The organism is Luedemannella flava, assembly GCF_039528515.1.
GTDB classification, from domain to species: Bacteria; Actinomycetota; Actinomycetes; order Mycobacteriales; family Micromonosporaceae; genus Luedemannella; species Luedemannella flava.
In genome coordinates this window covers 1-17018 of record NZ_BAAALT010000127.1, presented here as the reverse complement: position 1 = coordinate 17018, position 17018 = coordinate 1, and the positions used below count along the sequence as shown (strand labels likewise).

12 protein-coding genes are annotated in these 17018 nt (G+C 71.9%); 4 read left to right on the top strand and 8 right to left on the bottom strand.

What is annotated here, in order from left to right; genetic code table 11:
• Positions 1–2: 2 nt before the first annotated feature.
• From ABD211_RS20095 to ABD211_RS20065, 7 genes are all read right to left on the bottom strand, one after another.
• Positions 3–1256: a protein phosphatase 2C domain-containing protein gene (locus ABD211_RS20095; RefSeq protein WP_344134025.1), complete on the bottom strand. Its 1254-nt coding sequence runs from the start codon at positions 1254–1256 to the stop codon at positions 3–5.
• 16 nt (positions 1257–1272) lie between these two features.
• The gene (locus ABD211_RS20090) at positions 1273–1995 is read right to left on the bottom strand and encodes a vWA domain-containing protein (protein WP_344134022.1); all 723 of its coding nucleotides are present in this window, start codon (positions 1993–1995) and stop codon (positions 1273–1275) included.
• Between the two features lie 15 nt (positions 1996–2010).
• Positions 2011–4326, bottom strand: a complete 2316-nt coding sequence (locus ABD211_RS20085) for a trypsin-like peptidase domain-containing protein (protein WP_344134019.1) — start codon at positions 4324–4326, stop codon at positions 2011–2013.
• A gap of 14 nt (positions 4327–4340) precedes the next feature.
• Entirely contained in the window at positions 4341–5720 is a 1380-nt protein-coding gene (locus ABD211_RS20080; RefSeq protein ID WP_344134016.1) for a hypothetical protein, read from the bottom strand.
• A 97-nt stretch (positions 5721–5817) separates the two neighbouring features.
• Positions 5818–8265, bottom strand: a complete 2448-nt coding sequence (locus ABD211_RS20075) for an ATP-binding cassette domain-containing protein (RefSeq protein WP_344134013.1) — start codon at positions 8263–8265, stop codon at positions 5818–5820.
• 87 nt (positions 8266–8352) lie between these two features.
• On the bottom strand, positions 8353–10440 hold the full coding sequence (locus ABD211_RS20070; RefSeq protein WP_344134010.1) for an amylo-alpha-1,6-glucosidase: 2088 nt from the start codon (positions 10438–10440) through the stop codon (positions 8353–8355).
• The gene (locus ABD211_RS20065) at positions 10437–10856 is read right to left on the bottom strand and encodes an SCP2 sterol-binding domain-containing protein (protein WP_344134007.1); all 420 of its coding nucleotides are present in this window, start codon (positions 10854–10856) and stop codon (positions 10437–10439) included. Before ABD211_RS20065 ends, ABD211_RS20070 begins: the two co-directional genes overlap by 4 nt.
• 242 nt (positions 10857–11098) lie before the next feature.
• On the opposite strand from ABD211_RS20065, the gene ABD211_RS20060 reads away from it, so the two are divergent.
• Genes ABD211_RS20060 through ABD211_RS20050 form a run of 3 tightly spaced genes read left to right on the top strand, consistent with a single transcriptional unit; the run spans position 11099 to position 12938 of the window.
• Positions 11099–11749: a DUF4956 domain-containing protein gene (locus ABD211_RS20060; RefSeq protein ID WP_344134004.1), complete on the top strand. Its 651-nt coding sequence runs from the start codon at positions 11099–11101 to the stop codon at positions 11747–11749.
• Positions 11746–12525 carry a polyphosphate polymerase domain-containing protein gene (locus tag ABD211_RS20055; RefSeq protein WP_344134001.1) on the top strand — a complete coding sequence of 260 codons (780 nt, stop codon included), beginning with the start codon at positions 11746–11748 and terminating at the stop codon, positions 12523–12525. The genes ABD211_RS20060 and ABD211_RS20055 overlap by 4 nt, the downstream gene beginning before the upstream one ends.
• Positions 12459–12938 (top strand): GNAT family N-acetyltransferase, encoded by a 480-nt coding sequence (locus ABD211_RS20050; RefSeq protein WP_344133998.1) that lies wholly within the window; start codon positions 12459–12461, stop codon positions 12936–12938. The genes ABD211_RS20055 and ABD211_RS20050 overlap by 67 nt, the downstream gene beginning before the upstream one ends.
• Positions 12939–12969: 31 nt before the next feature.
• Here the strand turns inward: ABD211_RS20050 and ABD211_RS20045 are convergent, their stop codons facing one another.
• On the bottom strand, positions 12970–16089 hold the full coding sequence (locus ABD211_RS20045; protein WP_344133995.1) for an efflux RND transporter permease subunit: 3120 nt from the start codon (positions 16087–16089) through the stop codon (positions 12970–12972).
• Between the two features lie 99 nt (positions 16090–16188).
• Here ABD211_RS20045 and ABD211_RS20040 point away from each other — a divergent pair, with 99 nt between their 5' ends.
• The gene (locus ABD211_RS20040) at positions 16189–16683 is read left to right on the top strand and encodes a MarR family winged helix-turn-helix transcriptional regulator (RefSeq protein ID WP_344133992.1); all 495 of its coding nucleotides are present in this window, start codon (positions 16189–16191) and stop codon (positions 16681–16683) included.
• Positions 16684–17018: the final 335 nt, after the last annotated feature.

Sequence of the window (17018 nt, the reverse complement as noted above, 5' to 3'; positions counted from 1 at the left end):
GATCACCCCACCAGGAGTACGACGAGGACGACGGCACCCACAGCGGCGACCGCAGCGAGCGCCACGAGCAGCAGCGTCTCCCGCCCGCCGCCGGGCACAGGCCCGGGCTTCGCCGGGCTGACCGGTGCCGCGTACGGGCTGGCCGGCAGGGGCGGCCCCGCCACAGCTGGCGGGCTGGACGGGGGTGCGGCGAAGGCCGGGTGCAGCACGGTGGTGTCGTCTCCCAGGGTGCGGCGCGCCGAGTACGGCACGGTCACGTCGTCGCCGGCCACGGGCCGTCCCGGTGGCGGGACGGCGGGCACGGTCCGGTCGTCGACGACCGTGCGGTCGTCGACCACGACCGTCCGGTCGGTCACGGGCAGCGTCGCGTCGACGACCGTGGTGCGGTCGACGTTCACCGGCGGCGCGGGCCGCCAGGTCGCCCCGTCGGCGAGCACCAGCGCGACGGTCACGTCGTCGCCGCTGCCGCCCGAGGACGCGCATTGCGTCGCCCAGCGTGGCAGCTGCTGCCCCAGCCAGGCGGAGCCGTGCGTGGCGGCCAGCGCCGCCAGGTCGATGCCGAACGCGGTGTCCCAGTCGTTGCGGGCCTGCGCGTTGCCGTACCCGTCGGTGGCCAGCATGACCGCGGCGATGGGGCCGTCGGCGAGGTTGAGGACGCCGTAGCGCAGCGCGTCGACCGCGTCGGGCTGGCACAGGCTCGTGGTGCGCGACCCGTCGAGCCGGGGGTCGGCCGGCACGGGCCGCAGCACCTTGCCCGTCTCGGTGACGGCCAGCAGGTCCCCGTCGCCGATCTGCGCGCACAGCAGCCAGCCGGCCGCGACGACGGCCAGGACCAGCGTCGCGCCGTACCCGAACATGAGATCGTCGGCGGTCGGCTCGGTCAGCCCGGCGGCGTGCAGTTCCTCGGCGCCCACGGGCGACGCGGCGAGGTCGCGCTCGACCGCCTCCCGCCACACCCGGACGAGCTCGGCGCCCAGGCGTTCGCGCACGAGCCGCTCGACCCCGTCGGCGGGCGCGCCGGCGGGAGCGCCGGCGACCGCGCCGGCCAGCGCGGGGCCCAGCTCGGTGGCGACCTGGACGGCCAGGGCCGACCCGCGGGCGCTGCGGAAGTGGCGGGCGTGGCCGTGCCCGTCGGCGACGGCGACCGCCGCGACGCCCGGGTCGGGCTGGCGCACCGCGATGGCGTCCTCGTTGTCCTTGCCCATGGCGACGTGCTGGGCGCCGAGGGCGGAGGCGGTGTGGACCTGCCAGGACATGGTTGTCTCCTCGCGCTCAGACGATGGAGTCGTCGGACGGGTCGTACCCGTGTTGGCGCAGGTGCTGGGTCAGCGCCCCCTTGTCGGCGCCGACCTCCGACATGCGCGAGACGGCCACGGACACCGCCATGAGCAGGTCCGGGATGTCCTCGGCGTTGGACGCGTGCAGCACACCCACCGTCTCGTCGCTGAACTTGGCCAGCTGCTGGGGTCGGGCGTCCTGGCCGATGGCGACCGCGACCCGGATGGCGGCGGCGCCGCCGGGCGTGCCCAGCAGCTCGGCCAGGCCGGTCTCGAAGTTGTCGGTCGCGATGCCGTCGGTGATGAGGATGAGCGCGGGCCGCAGCGCGCGCCGTTCCATCTGGTCGACGGTCAGCACACTGGCCATGAGGCGCAGCGCCGCGCCCATGTGGGTGAGCGCCCGCTCCTCGCACCGCAGCGGGTGCCAGCGCACCTTGCCGACCGGGGTCGGCTCCTCGATGTGCCAGCTCGCGCGGTTGTCGAAGCGGATCGCGCGGACGAACACCTGCGCGTTCTCCTGCGCCCGCTCCCACTCCGCGAGGCGCGGCAGCATGGTGGCGATCGCGTAGTTGAGCGCCTGCATCTTCTCGCCGTGCATCGACCAGGAGCAGTCCGCGGCGATGATGAAGTGCAGCGGCCGCTTGGCGATGCCGCCGCCCGGCATGATCGCGGCCGTGGTCAGGTCCCACGCCGTCTTGTTCGGTACGGGTTGCGCCATCGAAGGACCCTTTCCTCACCCGCCGACGCGGAGCGTCGCGGCAGGTCCCATCGGATCAAGATTTTCGCCGCCGAGCAACTGGGCCTGGTAGGTCCCGTCGGGCAGGCCGACCCCGCCGGCCGCGTTCACCTGGTACGCCACGCAGCCGGTCGGCGTGCGGATCACCGCCTCGGGCAGCCCCGGCACGGCCTGGTTCTGCGACGCACCGGTGCGCACCGTGGTGCCGTCCGGCAGCAGCAGCAGGAAGGCCACGTCGAGCCCGGGCCGGGCGCCCTCGTAGCGGAACCCGAACACCGCGTTCGTGATGCCCGACGGGAGCGACGCGTTGCCGCCGCAGGCCTGCGCGGGGTCCGCGCCGATGCCCACTCCGGTGACGCGCGCATCGCCGAGTGGCACGAGAAGTTCGCTGCGGTACGTCCGTCCGTCGCGTGCCGCGTCGAGGAGCGGTCGCGCCTGGGTGACCGAGCGCAGCCGCCAGGACAGGTCGGAGCCCTGGCCGGGGATGGCCAGGCTCGGCACGCCGATCAGCTCGCCGGTGTCGGTGATCGCGGCGCCGCCGGAGTTGCCGTGCGCGACGCGGGCCGTGGTCTCCATCTCGAACCGGGCGTCGTCGACGTGCTTCAGCGGGTCGCGGATGAACGTGGAGATGACGCCGGTTGTCACGGTGATCGTGTCGGAGCCGCTGACGCCGGGGAAGCCGAGGATGGTCACCGACTGGCCCAGCCGGACCTTGCCCACGTCGCCGAACTCCATGAATGGCAGGTTGAGCGTCCTACGGTCGACGGGGTTGCCCGCCGCGTCGGCGAAGATCTCCACGACCGCCAGGTCGAGGTACCCGTCGACGGCGACCGGACGGGCCCGGTAGCGGGCCTGCGCCGCCGAGTCGTCGCCCTCGATGAACTCGACGGTCAGGAACGGTGGGTCGGGGTCGAATGTGGACGCCGGCGTGGCCAGCGCGACCGCGAGCCCCGGCGCGCGGGGCGCGGCGACGTGCGCGTTGGTGAGGATCAGCCCGTCCGCGCTGACGATCGTGCCGGAGCCCCAGCCACTGTTGTTGTCGACGGCGCCCTGCAGCAGCCGCACGGTGGCCGTCTCGGCCCGGTGCAGCGCCTGCGGGCTCAGCCCCGACGGCGCGTCGGACCCGGCCCCGGGGGCCACGGCGGTGGTGGCCGGCGCGGCCGCGGCCGTGTCGGCCGACCGGTTGCTGTCGCGGGTCGCCAGCACCGTGCCGATGCCCGCCACCATGAGCAGGCACAGGGCGCCGGCGACGACGGTGAGCGCCCGGATGGTGCCCCGCCGGCGACGCCCGGCCTGCATGCGCTCGATGGTGAGCGGCGGGGTGATGCCCAGTTCCTCGCCGGTGGCGGGGTCGCCGAGGCGCAGCACGACGGGCTCCGTGACGCGCAGCGCGCCCTTGATCCGCTTCCCGTCGCGGTAGGAGCCGCGCTCGGACGTGTCGGTCCAGGTCGCCCCGTCGGGGTCGCTGGTCAGCACGCCGTGCTGACCGGGCGCGACCATCGGGTGCTCGGACGGCGCCTCCAGGCGCGGGTCGCGTCCGACGCGCACCTGCGCCCCCATCGGGTACACCAGCGTCCGCGAGCCGAGGCGCACCACGAGGACGGGGGTGGGCTGCGCGTTGGGCTGCGTCGGCCAGGCCGCCGCCGGGAACGTCGCGGCCGCGGGCGGGTAGGGGCCGTGTCGCGCGGGCTGGGCCGGCGCGGCGGAAGCGGGCGGTGCGGCGGCGACGGCAGGTGCGACAACCGTCGGCGGCGCGGCTGCCGGAGTGGCAGAAGTCAGCTGGGTCGGCGCGGGCGGCTGCCCAGGTTCGGGCAGCTGGCCCTGCGGAAGTTGGCCCGGCACCGAGGGCGTCGTCAGCTGGCCAGGGCTGGCGGGCTGGCCTGACGCCGGGGCCTGGCCAGGGCTGGTCGGCTGGGCCGGGGAGCCGGGCGGGGCGGCCAGGGTCGGCTCCTGCGCGGCCTTCGCCGAGACGGCCGCCACCCCCGGCGTCGCGAGCGCGGTGGGCGCGTCGGCCGGGTTGCGGTGCGGGCGCAGGAACACCAGGGCGCCGTTGACGGGGTTGCCCAGGTGCAGCGTTATCTCATGGTCGACGCGCTGGGTGGCCACCCGCGCGCCGGCGAGCCAGGTGCCGTTGCGGCTGTTCTCGTCGTGCACGAACCACGCGCCGTCGGCGAAGGCCAGCCGCGCGTGGACACGACCGACCCGCCGGTCGGTCAGCGACACGTGGGCGTCGGTCGAGCGCCCGCAGACGACCGTCGTACCCGCGTCGAACAGGTACCGACGGCCGTCCGCGACGACCTCCAACGGGTACATAGGGCCCCGATCCGTCAGGCGTAGTTCTCCCACCAGTCTTCAAGCGTGCTGAACGACACCTTGTCGCTCGTCTCCGCCGAAAACAAGGTGTAGTTGTCCTCGTCCGACCAGATGTAGACGTGGGTCTTGTTGGTCGACGTGTAGCACTCCACGACGCCGCTGGTCTTGTCCGGTGTGCCGGAGCGGTGCCAGGTGTTGACGCCGTCGTTCTCGCCCGCCGGCGGCGGGCAGCCCTTGCCGGCGTTGCTGTTGGAGAACGAGACCGCCTTGTTGAGCGCCTCCAGGCCCTCCTTCAGCGACGCCTTGCTGTCGAAGAGGCTGCCGATGACGGTCGCCCCGGAGATCGTCGAGTTGCTCCGCTCGGTGCAGCTGTACTGCTCCACCAGACCGGACACATTGGCCAGCGCCGGGATGTTGGACGTGTTGCAGTCGGTGGCCACGTTGAGGTCGGACGGCATGTGGTCGGCGAGGCCGGCGGACGTGGTCCCGGTCGTCACGGGCGCCCCGGTCGTCGGCACGACCGTGGCCGTGGTGGGCGGCACCGCCGACGTGGTGGGCGCCGTGACGGTGCACTCCGGGCCCTCGCACTTCTTGTCCTTGAGGACCAGGTAGCTCAGCAGGCCCGCGATGGTGGCCAGGACCACCACGCCGGCCACGATGCCGACGATGAGCGGCGCCTTCGAGCGCTGCGTCGTCGTCGCGTACGGCGGGTACGACGTCGGGAACGGCGGCGGCAGCTGGGCGGGGTGCGGCAGCTGGCTGTCCATCCGCGTGACGTCCGGCTGCGGCGGGAACTGCTGCTGGGGGAACTGCGGCGGCGCCGGCTGCGGGAAGGGCTGCGGCGGCACCGGCTGCTGCGGCGGGGGGAACTGCTGCTGGGGCGGGAACTGCTGCTGGGGCGGGAACTGCTGCTGCGGGGGCACCGGCTGCTGGGGCGGCACGGGCTGCTGCGGGAACGGCGGCACCGACTGCGGCGTCGGGACCGGCTGCTGGGGCGCCTGCTGCGGCGGCACCGGCTGCGGCGGGAACTGCGGCGACTGGGGCGCCGACCACGCCACGGTCACCGGGTGGCCGAGCGCCGCGGCGTACTCCGAGACGACCCAGAGGCTCGCGTTGGTGTCGAGCGCGTTGCGGTCGGCGAGCACGGCCGCCACGTCGCGCACCGCCGCGTCGGGGGCCATGCCGCCCTGGACGCGGGTGGTCAGCAACTGCCCGACGTCCGCCGAGGCGGCCGCGAGCAGCAGGCCGGCCTCGCGGGGCGACCCGGCGAGCAGGTCGGGCAGCAGCTGGTTGAGCAGCGCGTCATTGTCGACGCCCGCCAGGCCGTAGTCGCGGAAGATCTCCTGCAGCGCCAGCCTGGCGGCGCCGCTGCGGTCGTAGGACGGCTGCGTCATCTGGGCTCCCGGGGGGTGCGACGGGTGGGGGGTGGGCATCCGCCCGACAGGGTAGCGTCCGCGATCATCATCCACTCGGGCGATATTCGCCAGCGCGTTAACGTCTTGGCTGGCCAACCCTTCGGATGAGCAGCCAGGCGATGAACAATGGGATGATCGTCAGGATCACGACAGCGAGAAGGTCGAGGAGCCAGGTCTTCGCGTCGTGCTTGCGGGTGCTGTCGCAGGCCGGGTCGTCCGCCTTGGAGACGATGACTTTCGTGCCGGCCGGCAGCGACGGGTCGATCGGCTTGCCACAGGTGCGCGGGACCAGGCCCTGCAGGTCGGCGGTCGACGCGGACGCCGCGAAGCCCCAGCGCGCGCTCGTCACGTACGAGATCGGCTTGAGCACCGAGCTGTTCACGTCGAAGAACGCGCCCGAGAGCAGGAACTGCGCGAGCAGCACCACCGGCAGGATGGTCAGCGCCTTGTCGGGGTTGGACACGAGCGAGGAGATGAGCAGGCCCAGCGCCATCGCGGCCAGTCCGGTGAGGGCGGCCACCACGATCAGTTCGAGCTTGCCGGAGCTGAGGAACGCGCCGCCGGCCGGGCCGCCCTGCCGGGCGGTGCCCATGAGCACAAGAATGATCGCCTGCACGATCGTGAGCAGGCCGAGGACGATCACCTTGGACCACAGGTACGCCCCGGGTGACAGGCCGGCCGCCCGTTCCCGGGCCAGGATCGCCCGTTCCTTGACGATCTCGCGGACGGCGTTGCCGGCGCCCAGGTAGGACGCGCCCAGGACGAGGGCGAGCAGCACCGTGCCGCCGCCGGTAACCGTCGGGCTGCCGGCCCGCAGGCCGTCCTTGCCCAGCGCCACCATCATCAGCAGGCCCAGGATCGGCGCCTGGACGAGCAGCAGCATGGTGTTGCGGAAGTCGCTGGCGATGATGTTCGTGTACCGGCCGGTCAGCGTGAACACCTGACGGAACGGGCTCGGCACGGGCGCCTTCGTGGGCGCCTTCGCCGACGTCTGCGGGGGCGGCGGCGCGGTCTCCAGCTGGCGGCGCAGCGGCTGGTCCAGGTACTGCCGGGCCTTGGGCGACGCGGCGTACGCGGCCTTGGCCACGCCCGGCGCGGCCTCCTCCAGGCTGGTGAACACCTCGGGGTAGTGCGGCGTGCCGAAGAACTCCCGCGCCTCGCTCGGCGGGCCGTAGTAGGCCACCTGACCGCCGGGCGCGAGGAACAGCACCCGGTCGCACAGGTCGAGGCTCTCGGTGTTGTGCGTGACCGTGATAACGGTGCGGCCGCCGCGGGCCAGATCGCGCAGCAGCGTCATGACCTGCCGCTCGTAGCCCGGGTCGAGGCCCGACGTGGGCTCGTCGAGCGACAGCAGCGACGGGCGCGTGAGCAGCTCCAACGCGACGCTGGTGCGCTTGCGCTGGCCGCCGGACAGCCGGCTCACCGACAGGTTGGCCCGGTGCGACAGGCCCAGCTCGGACATGACCTCCTCGACCCGCGAACCGCGCTCGGCCGACGAGACGTCCGGGGGGAAGCGCAGCTTGGCCGCGTAGTTGAGGGCTTTGCGCACCGACAGCTGGCTGTGCAGGATGTCGTCCTGCGGCACGTAGCCGATGCGGTAGCGCAGCTCGTCGTACTCCGCGTAGAGGTTGCGGCCGTTGTAGAGCACGGAGCCGTTGGCCGGCGCCTGGGTGCCGGTGAGCACCCGCATGACGGTCGACTTGCCGGCGCCCGTCGGGCCGAGGATCGCCAGCAGCGAGTTGTGCTCGAGCTGGAAGCTGATGTCGTCGAGCAGCTGCTGCTTGCCGGCCACCACCCGCAGGTTCAGCGCCGTCAGGCTGACGCGACCGTCATCGACGTACTCCTCGAGTCTGCCGTTGACCAGGGCGAAGTGGTGGTGGGCGATGGTGATCAGCGCGCCGTTGGCGACCGGCACCCGGCGGCTGATCCGCTGGCCGTTGACGAACGTGCCGTTGAAGCTGTTGAGGTCCTCCATGATCCACCCGCCGCGCCCGTCGGCGTGCAGCTGGGCGTGGTACCGGGAGGCGATGAGGTTGTTGACGACCACGTCGTTGTCGGGGGCCCGGCCGATGCGCAGCCGCTTGGTCGGCTCGTAGACCATCGACAGCTCGCCGAACGACATGCTCAGCGGCGCCGTGCCGCCCGGCACCAGCGGCCCCCGCTGCCCGGGCACCGGCGTGGGAGCGGGCGTCGGCGTCGGGGTCGGCGTCGCCGCCGGGGCGCCGACGACGAGGTCGATCCGCTCACCCTCGGTGACGTTGCCGAGCAGGACGGCCACCGACCCGGTCAGCACGAGCTGGGTGACCCGCTGGCCGTTGTGGAAGGTGCCGTTCGAGCTGGAGTCGGTCAGCACCCAGCCGTGCTCGGGGGTGAAGTGGACCGTCAGGTGCTGGCGGGACGCCTTCTCGTGCGACACCACGACGCTGGCCGCCGTGTCGCGCCCGATGACGACCGTCGTGCCGGGGTTGAAGGTCCGGGTGCCACCTCGGGTGGTGACGTGCAGTGGCTGCGGGGTGGCAGGCATCCCGCGATCATAGGGAAACCCGGCCAGCCCGGTCGATGCCGCGAGCGGACGGTTATCCGACGCCGGTCGGACACCGGCGCCGGTCGATCAGTCCTCCGTGGCGTGCCGGCCGCGCACGGGCAACCGCCCGCGGGCGAACGCGTCCCGCCTGCCCCACCGGCCGGGAATGTCCAGCAGCGCGATGTACCCCGCCCCGGCAGGCAGTTTCGGGTTGACCACCAGGTCGTCGCCGACCGGTTGCAGGCCCAGCATCGTGCGCAGGAACAGCAGCGGCGCGCCCGTCGACCAGGCCTGCGGGCTGCACGCCGTCGGGAACTGGACGGGATAGCGGGTCAACTCCCGCTCGTAGCCGCCGAACGCCTCCGGCAGACGCCCCTCGAAGAAGACGGCGGCGTCGAGGATGCCGTTGGCGATGCGGGCCGCCTCCTCGACGAACCCGTACCGGCGCAGGCCCCACGCGATGAACGAGCAGTCGAACGGCCAGACCGTGCCGACGTGGTAGCCGATCGGGTTGTACCGGTGCTCGCCGGTCGCCATGGTGCGGATGCCCCAGCCGGTGAAGAGCCGGTCGCTCATGAGGTGCTTGGCGACGGCCTTCGCCTTGGGCTTGTCGACGATGCCGCTCCACAGCAGGTGGCCGATGTTGGACGTCAACGAGTCGACCTGGCCGCCGTCGGCGTCGAGCGCGAGGGCGTAGTACTGCAGATCGGGCATCCAGAAGTCGCGGTTGAACCGCTTCTTCAGGTCCTTCGCGCTGCGCTCCAGCCGGTTGGCGTACGCCGGGTCGTTCCAGAACGTGCGGGCCAGCCGCGCCCCGCGCATCTTCGCGTCGTACGCGTAGCCCTGCAGCTCGCAGGTGGCCCGGGGAAAGCCGGGCAGCCGCCCGTCGGAGTAGGCGATCGAGTCCCAGGAGTCCTTCCAGCACTGGTTCTCCAGGCCGGTCTCCTCGTTGCGCCGCTGGTACGACACGTACCCGTTCCCCTGCAGGTCGGCGTACTCGTCGATCCAGTTCAGCGCGGCCCGGGCCTCGTACTCCAGGTCCCTGACCAGGTTGGCGTCGCCGGTCCACAGCTCGTACTCGTCGAGCAGCACCACGTACAGCGCGGTGGCGTCGGCGTTGCCGTAGTACGGCGAATGCGGCTGCTCCTCGAACGCGGCGGACTCGCCGTAGCGCATCTCGTGCAGGATGCGCCCGGGGTCCTCGTCGCGGAAGTCGTCGAGCTTGGCGCCCTGCCAGCCGCCCAGCGCCTTGAGCGTCGTGCAGGCCAGTTCCGGGGTGAACGGCAGCGCCTGCAGGCTGGTGAAGATGCTGTCCCGGCCGAACATCGTCATGAACCAGGGCAGGCCGGCGGCGGGCAGGCTGTGGCCGTGAGCCACGGGCGGCGAGAAGCGCAGCGCCGCGAGGTCGACGAGGCTGCGGCGGTAGGTCACCCGCAGGTTGTGGTCCTCGCATTCGAGCTTGGGCGCGTTGGCGAGCCAGGTCTCCAGACTCTGTTCCATGTTGGGACGCGCATCGTGCTCGTCGTGGCCGTACTTGGGCTTGGCTTTGCGCAGCTCCCGGCCGCGCATCTTCTCGGTGTTGTAGCTGTTCACCACGGCCACGACCGACAGGTCGGCCGCCCACTGGCCGTGCGCCGGGATCCGCACGTCGAAGCTGATGCCCTGTTCGTCGACCTGGCAGGGCGCGCTCGCGCTGATGACCGTTTCCCTGACGAACGTCTCGCGCTGGTAGCCGAGCAGCAGGCGGCCCTGCTCGATGCGGCTGTAGTACTTGCCCTTCTTGCCCTCGGCGTTCTTCACCTCGAACAGGTCGGCGAAGTCCGCCCGGGCCTCCATGCGAACGGCGAGGTGGACCGGTTCGTCGGCGTGGTTGAGGAAGATCAGATCCTCGTGGAACCCCTCGCCGACGGCCCGCTGCCGGATCACGGACAGCTTCGCGTCCACGTAGACGGTGCCCGTGCCCGGCACGAGGAAGAACCGGGTCTCGAAGTACTGCAGGTTGTCGGCGGACAACGCGTCGAGCCGCTCGCCGTTGACGGTGAGCACCCACGTGGACAGGAACCGGGTGTCGAACGAGAACAGCCCGACCGTGTCGGTCGGCGTGGCCTCGATGTCGCCGCAGCCGTCGCTGACGACGAACGTGTTGCCGTCGAGGATGGAGATCTGGTCAGTCACTTTCGCCTGCCCTTCGGCCGGGCTCGCTCTGCGGGTCCGGCGTCCGCGCGCGCGGGCGCGCTGGCCTGGGTGCGCAGTCGATGGTTCCTCGCCCGGGCGTAGCGCGCGAAGAGCACGATCAGCTCGGACGCGCCGGCGAGATCGATCTGGACGACGCCGCGCAGCATGCTGGCCAGCGGGCTCAGCTCGCCGTTGATGATGCGTTCGAAGGTCGCCCCATCGGCGCGGACGGCGCAGTCGACGCGGGTGCCGCGACGCGATACGCGCACCGTGCCCCGGTCCATGGTGACGTACCACTTCTGCGTGCCCTGCTCGCTCTCGACGTCGAAGCGGATCGCCCCCATCGCCCGCCCCAACGTGGGTTCGTGGTCGCTATGGTCCAGCTCCGCGAAGAACTCCGTGATCACGTCCGACATAGCGCCCCACCGACCCCGCCCTGGACCAAATGTCCGTTACGACACGGTCTGATGTTATACCGGTGCCCCGACGGACGCTGGACGATTGCCGACGTTCGGCTCCGAGCCAACTCTTAGGCAACTCATAGGTCCCCATGAGTGGATCCGCCTTACCATTCATTCAAAGATCTGAATCCGTACACCTGGACGTGGTGGCCCGGTCAGGCGGCGTACACCTGTTGGACATCTTCGAAGGCGGACCCATGGCCGAACTCGCCCTGTTCGTGATCGACCTCGTGGCGGTGAGCCTGCTCGTCTTCGGGCTCTACTTCCCCCGCCACCGGCGGCGGGACCTGGTCGTGGCGTACCTCGGGGTCAACGTCGGCGTCCTGGCGGTGTCCAGCTCGCTGGCCTCGGAAACCGTCGGTGCCGGGCTGGGCCTGGGCCTGTTCGGCGTGCTGTCGATCATACGCCTCCGGTCGACCGAGATCGATCAACGGGAGGTCGCCTACTACTTCTCGGCCCTCGCCCTGGGCATCCTCGGGCCGCTCAGCCCGCGGCTGTGGCTCGGGGTGAGCCTCATGGCGCTGGTCCTCGTCGTCATGTACGTGGCCGACCACCCGCGCCTGTTCCGCAGCTACAAACGCCAGGTGCTCGTGCTCGACACGGCCATCGTCGACCACGACGAGCTCGTCGCGCACCTGGAGCGACTGCTGGGCGCCCGGGTGCACGCCGCCAACGTCGAGCGACTGGACGCCGTCAACGACACCACGATCGTCGAGGTCCGGTACTCCCACCAACGCGTGGGTGCGGGCCGCAGCACCCACGCCGCCGAGGGCCCGGCCTGGAACGCGTACTCCCCGGCCCCCGCGTCCCACGACGCGGCCCGGGCCGGCCTCGGCGGCCACCGGTGAGCGCCCGCGACCTCGACACCGGGCGGCTCGGACCGATCGGCCTGACCGAGCTGAACGAGCGCGCCGCGCTGCAGACCCGCGTCGACCGCAAGTACCTGCTGCCGCGGCGGGACGCGCACCGGGTGATCGCCGAGCTGGTGCCGACGACCCGGGTGCTGGAGATCGGCGGCATCCGCTCCTTCGCGTACGACTCGGTGTACTTCGACACCCCGGACCTGACGAGCTACCTGCTCGCGGCCCGCCGCCGGCGCCACCGCTTCAAGATCAGAACCCGCACGTACGTCGACTCGGACCTGTGCTTCCTCGAGGTCAAGACGCGCGACGCCCGGGGCGCGACGGTCAAGGACCGGCTGCCGTACTCCCCCGTCGACCGGGCCACCATCGGCCCCGGCCGCGACTACGTCGACACCATGCTCGGCGGCCGGTACGACATCGCCGCGTTCGCGCCGACGCTGGTCACCCGCTACCAGCGCACCACGCTGTACCTGCCGGCCACCGACAGCCGGGCCACCGTCGACACCGACCTCGCGCTCGAGGACGCCCACGGCCGCGGCCTGCGGCTGCCCGGGCTCGCCATCGTCGAGACCAAGACCGGCTCGACCGCGTCGGCGGTCGACCGGCTGCTCTGGGCGCGCGGGCACCGCCCGACCCAGGTCTCCAAGTACGCCACGGGGCTCGCCGCGCTGCGCCCCGACCTGCCCGACGGCCCGTGGCGGCGCACCCTGCGCCGGCACTTCGTCCCCGCCGACGGATATTGCCCGGTCCACGCCGCCTGACTCCGCGCAGACGGGTCTTCTGGTCGGCTCCACGTGCTGCCACCGGGCCAAGCCTCCTGCAGCGCAGGCTGGTCCACCGCGGTGTCGCCCTGCGCGCCGGCTATGTCGAAGGCGTGGCGGTACGGGCTGCCGCCCGCCGGCGCGGGCACGCCTCGTCGCTGATGGGGGAGCTGGAGCGGCTGATCCGCGGCGGGTACTACCTCGGCGCGCTGGGTGCCACCGACGGGGCCGTGCCGTTCTACCTGGGCCGCGGCTGGCGGGCGTGGCGCGGGCCGCTGTCGGCGCTCACCCCGGACGGCGTCCGGCCCACCCCCGATGAGGAGGGCTGGGTGTACGTACTCCCGGGGTTGGCTGATTTTGATCTTGATTTGCCACTCACGGTGGCGGACTGGCGCGACGGCGACGTCTGGTAGGCCCGCGCGGGGCCTACCAGACGTCACACCGTCAGACCGGCGCCGGGACCGGCTCGTCGGAGCGCTGCTCCGGCGCGGCCGCGGCGGCGCGGGCGGCCCGCTTGGCGGCCCGGCGCTCCTTGCGGCCCTCGACCATCGTGTACAGCGTCGGCACCAGCACCAGCGTGAGCAGCGTGGAGCTGAGCAGACCGCCGATCACCACGATCGCCAGCGGCTTCGAGATGAACCCGCCGCTGCCGGTGAGGCCCAGGGCCATCGGCAGCAGGGCGAAGATCGTCGCCACCGCCGTCATGAGGATGGGCCGCAGCCGGTGCCGGCCACCCTCGATGACCGCGTCGCGCACGCTCATGCCCTGCCCACGGTACTGGTTGATCAGGTCGAGCAGCACGATCGCGTTGGTCACCACGATGCCGATGAGCATCAGCATGCCGATCAGCGCCGGCACGCCCAGGGCGGTGCCCGTGGCGAGCAGGAGCGCGATCGCGCCGGTCGCCGCGAACGGGATCGACACCATCAGGATCAGCGGCTGGATGAGGCTCTTGAACGTCGCCGCCATGATCATGAAGACGATGGCGATCGCGGCGAGCAGGGCGATGCCCAGGCCGCCGAAGGCCTCGCTCTGGTCGGCGCTCGCGCCGCCCAGCTCGTAGGTCGCCCCGCCCTGCAGGTCCAGCTTCTTCAGCGCCGCGGTGAGGTTCGCGGTGACCGCGCCGACGTTGTCGTCGGTCGCGGTGCCGCTGACCGTCACGACCCGCTTGCCGTCGAGCCGGCTGACCTGCACCGGGCCGTCGACCGTGGCCACCTTGGCGACCTGCCTGAGCGGCACGAGACCGGCCGGCGTGACCAGCGGCAGGTTCTCCACCTGCGCGGCGGTCGTCGGCGTGGCGCCGAACTTCAGCACCACCGTGCGCTGGCTGCCGTCCAGGGTGTACTGCCCCAGCGGCGCGCCCCGGAAGGCGGCGGCGACGCTCTGGCCGACGGTCGCCTCGGTCAGCCCGAGCCGGGCGGCCGCGGCGCGGTCCACCGTCACCTGCAGGCGCGGCGAGCTGGCCGCCAGGTCCGTGGTGACGTCGGCGACGTCCTTGACGCCCGCCACCGCGGCCCGCACCTGCTCGGCCGCCGCCTTCAGCGCCCCGGCGTCCGGGGCCGTGACGATGACCTGCAGGTTGCTGGCCGAGAAGGTGCCGCCGTTGCCGGCGTCCACCTTGATCTCGCCCGCGTCGGTGAGCGTGGCGAGCTCCGCGCGCAGCTGGTCCATCAGCTTGAGCGCGTCGGTGTCCTCATCGACGGTCAGGCTGAAGTCGGCCGCCCCGGCGCCGCTGCCGCCGAAGCCGAACGCACCGGCCCCGCCGATGCTGACCTGGTAGGTCTCCACGCCGTCGGTACGCGCGAGGATCTCCTCGACCTTCTTCGCGGCCGCGTCGGTGGCCGCCAGGCTCGTGCCGACCGGCAGCTTCTGCGTGATGCTCAGCGCGTTCTGGCCCGACTGGTCGAAGAAGTTCGTCTTCAGCTGGGTCGACAGGCCGAACGTCAGGAACAGCACCAGGAAGCCGACGGTCAGGGTGATCCAGCGGCGCCGCGTCGCGAACCGGATCACCGGCACGTAGGTGCGCTGCAGGAGACCGTTGCGCTCCTTCTCGTCGGCGGCCGCCCGGGTCGCCTCGACGTCCGTGGTGGCCGTCGGCCGCAGGAACCAGTACGCCAGCACGGGGATCACCGTCAGGGACACCACCAGCGAGGCGAGCAGCGCCACGGTGACGGTGACGGCGAAGGACGAGAACAGCTGGCCCACGATGCCGCCGACCAGCGCGATCGGCGAGAAGACGGCGACCGTGGTCAGGGTCGACGCGGTCACCGCGCCGGCCACCTCGCGGACGGCGGTGAGGATGGCCTCGCGGCGCTCCTCGCCGTACCCCAGGTGTCGCTTGATGTTCTCGAGGACGACGATCGAGTCGTCCACGACGCGGCCGATCGCGATCGTCAGCGCGCCGAGGGTGAGCACGTTGAGCGAGTAGTCGAACATGCCCAGCGCCAGCAGCGCCACCACCACCGACAGCGGGATGGACACGGCGGTCACGATCGTCGACTTGATCGACAGCAGGAAGACCAGGATCACGATGATCGCCATGACGAGGCCGAGCAGGCCCTCGGTCGTGAGGCCCTCGATGGACTTCTCCACGAACGGCGCCTGGTCGAACACCGGGGTCACCGCCGCGCCCGCGCCGAGGTCGGTCTTCAGCTCGGGGATCAGGTCGCGGATCTCGTGCGAGATGCCGACCGCGTTGCCGTCCGGCTTGGCGGTCACCGCGACGCCGAGGCTCGGCTTGCCGTTGGTACGCGTGATGGACGTGACGTCGGCGGGCCGCGCGACCACGTCGGCGACCTCGCCGAGGGTCACCGGCTTGCCCTTGGTGCTGGTGAGGAAGAGACCCTTGAGCTGCTCGACCGTGGTGACGGGCGTGCCGACCTGGACGGTGAGGCTCTTGCCGCCCTCGGTCAGGGTGCCGGCCGGGATCGCGATGCCGTTGGTGCGCAGCAGCGTGGTGATCGCGGTGGCGTCCACGCCGGCGGCGGCGAGCTTGACCGGGTTCGGCGTGATGACGACCTGCTTGTCGCGGGTGCCGGTCAGCTCCGCCTCGCGGACCCCGTCGACCGCCTGGATCTTCGGCAGCACGGTGGAGCGCAGCTTGTCGGCCAGGACGTCCTGGTCGCCGTCGCCGCTGACCGCGAGCACCACGACCGGGAACTGGTCGGTGCTGCCCGCGAAGACCTGCGGGTCGACGCCGTCAGGGAGCTGGGCGGCGATGCGGTTGAGCGAGCTCTCCATCTTGGCGACGGCCGCGTCGAGGTCCGTGCCGAAGTCGAACTCGATCTGCACGAGGGCGAGCCCCTCCCGCGAGGTCGAGCTGACCTTCTTCAGACCGGGCGCGCCCTGCAGCGCGTTCTCGACCGGGACGGTGACCTGCTCCTCGACCACCTCGGGCGAGGCGCCGGGGAACGTCGCGGAGACGAACGCGGCCGGAAAGTCGATGGACGGGAAGAGCTGCTGCTTGAGCGACGGGATGGTCAGGAGGCCGAACAGGGTCACGACGATCGCGATGAGCGCCGTGAGTCCCCGGTTGGCGAGGCTCAGTCTGGCCAGGCGGGACATGGACTCAACTCCCCCGGGAAGGGTATGTGACCCATATAGTTTGCCTGACGCGAACAATTCGCGTTAACGGGGGTAACGCTGATAGGCTACCGATCCGAGATGACCGATCAGTTGCCGTCCCAGGAACGTGACGTCCTCGTTGAGCGCATCATGGAGGGCCAGCGGGCGGTCCAGCGGATGTTCGCCGAGGACCTGTCGAACCCGCTGCTCAACTCACACCTCACCATGTCGCAGCTCAAGATCCTGCTGCTGCTGCGCCTGCACGGCGGCTCCGGCGGCCAGGAGCTGGCCCGCCACCTCGGCGTGAGCCTCGCCACCATGACCGGCATCGTCGACCGCCTCGTCGCGCAGGGCCTCGTCACCCGCCACGAGGACCCGCACGACCGCCGCGTCCGCCGCATCGAGCTCGGCGACGAGGGCCGCGAGATGATCGACCACATCCTGAGGGCCGGCGAGGAGCACCAGCGCCGCCTGATGAACCACATCGACCTGGCCGGCCTCCGCGTCCTCGACCAGGCGGTCACCCTGATGCGCACAGCCCTGATCGCGGAGCTGGCCGACCGCCCCCCAGGCACGCCCACCCTCCCCGACTGACCCGCGCACGCGCCGATCGCACTCAGCGCGACCCGCAGTTGCCGCCCCCGAAGCGATCTCGGGGGGCATCGGCACCCCCGAGTGCCGTTGGGCCCCAAGATCCGCCCCGACCCCTCCCGCCGCTCCGACATATGTGCACCTCGGGCGGGTCACACGCACGGCAGTCCCGCCACAAGCGCACATCTGGCGGGTCACACGCACGGCAGTCCCGCCACAAGCGCACATCTGGCGGGTGACGCATGCGGCGATCCCGCCAACTGTGCACAGTTGGCGAGCTGTTAGCCCGTCACCTCGCCAGAAGCTCACATCTGGCGAGGCAGGAGAGGGCCGCACCC

Excerpts from the sequence above, each read along its gene's own strand:
- ABD211_RS20095 (WP_344134025.1), bottom strand. The coding sequence starts at position 1,256 with ATGTCCTGGCAGGTCCACACCGCCTCCGCCCTCGGCGCCCAGCACGTC.
- ABD211_RS20090 (WP_344134022.1), bottom strand. The coding sequence starts at position 1,995 with ATGGCGCAACCCGTACCGAACAAGACGGCGTGGGACCTGACCACGGCC.
- ABD211_RS20085 (WP_344134019.1), bottom strand. The coding sequence starts at position 4,326 with ATGTACCCGTTGGAGGTCGTCGCGGACGGCCGTCGGTACCTGTTCGAC.
- ABD211_RS20080 (WP_344134016.1), bottom strand. The coding sequence starts at position 5,720 with ATGACGCAGCCGTCCTACGACCGCAGCGGCGCCGCCAGGCTGGCGCTG.
- ABD211_RS20075 (WP_344134013.1), bottom strand. The coding sequence starts at position 8,265 with ATGCCTGCCACCCCGCAGCCACTGCACGTCACCACCCGAGGTGGCACC.
- ABD211_RS20065 (WP_344134007.1), bottom strand. The coding sequence starts at position 10,856 with ATGTCGGACGTGATCACGGAGTTCTTCGCGGAGCTGGACCATAGCGAC.
- ABD211_RS20060 (WP_344134004.1), top strand. The coding sequence starts at position 11,099 with ATGGCCGAACTCGCCCTGTTCGTGATCGACCTCGTGGCGGTGAGCCTG.
- ABD211_RS20045 (WP_344133995.1), bottom strand. The coding sequence starts at position 16,089 with ATGTCCCGCCTGGCCAGACTGAGCCTCGCCAACCGGGGACTCACGGCG.
- ABD211_RS20040 (WP_344133992.1), top strand. The coding sequence starts at position 16,189 with ATGACCGATCAGTTGCCGTCCCAGGAACGTGACGTCCTCGTTGAGCGC.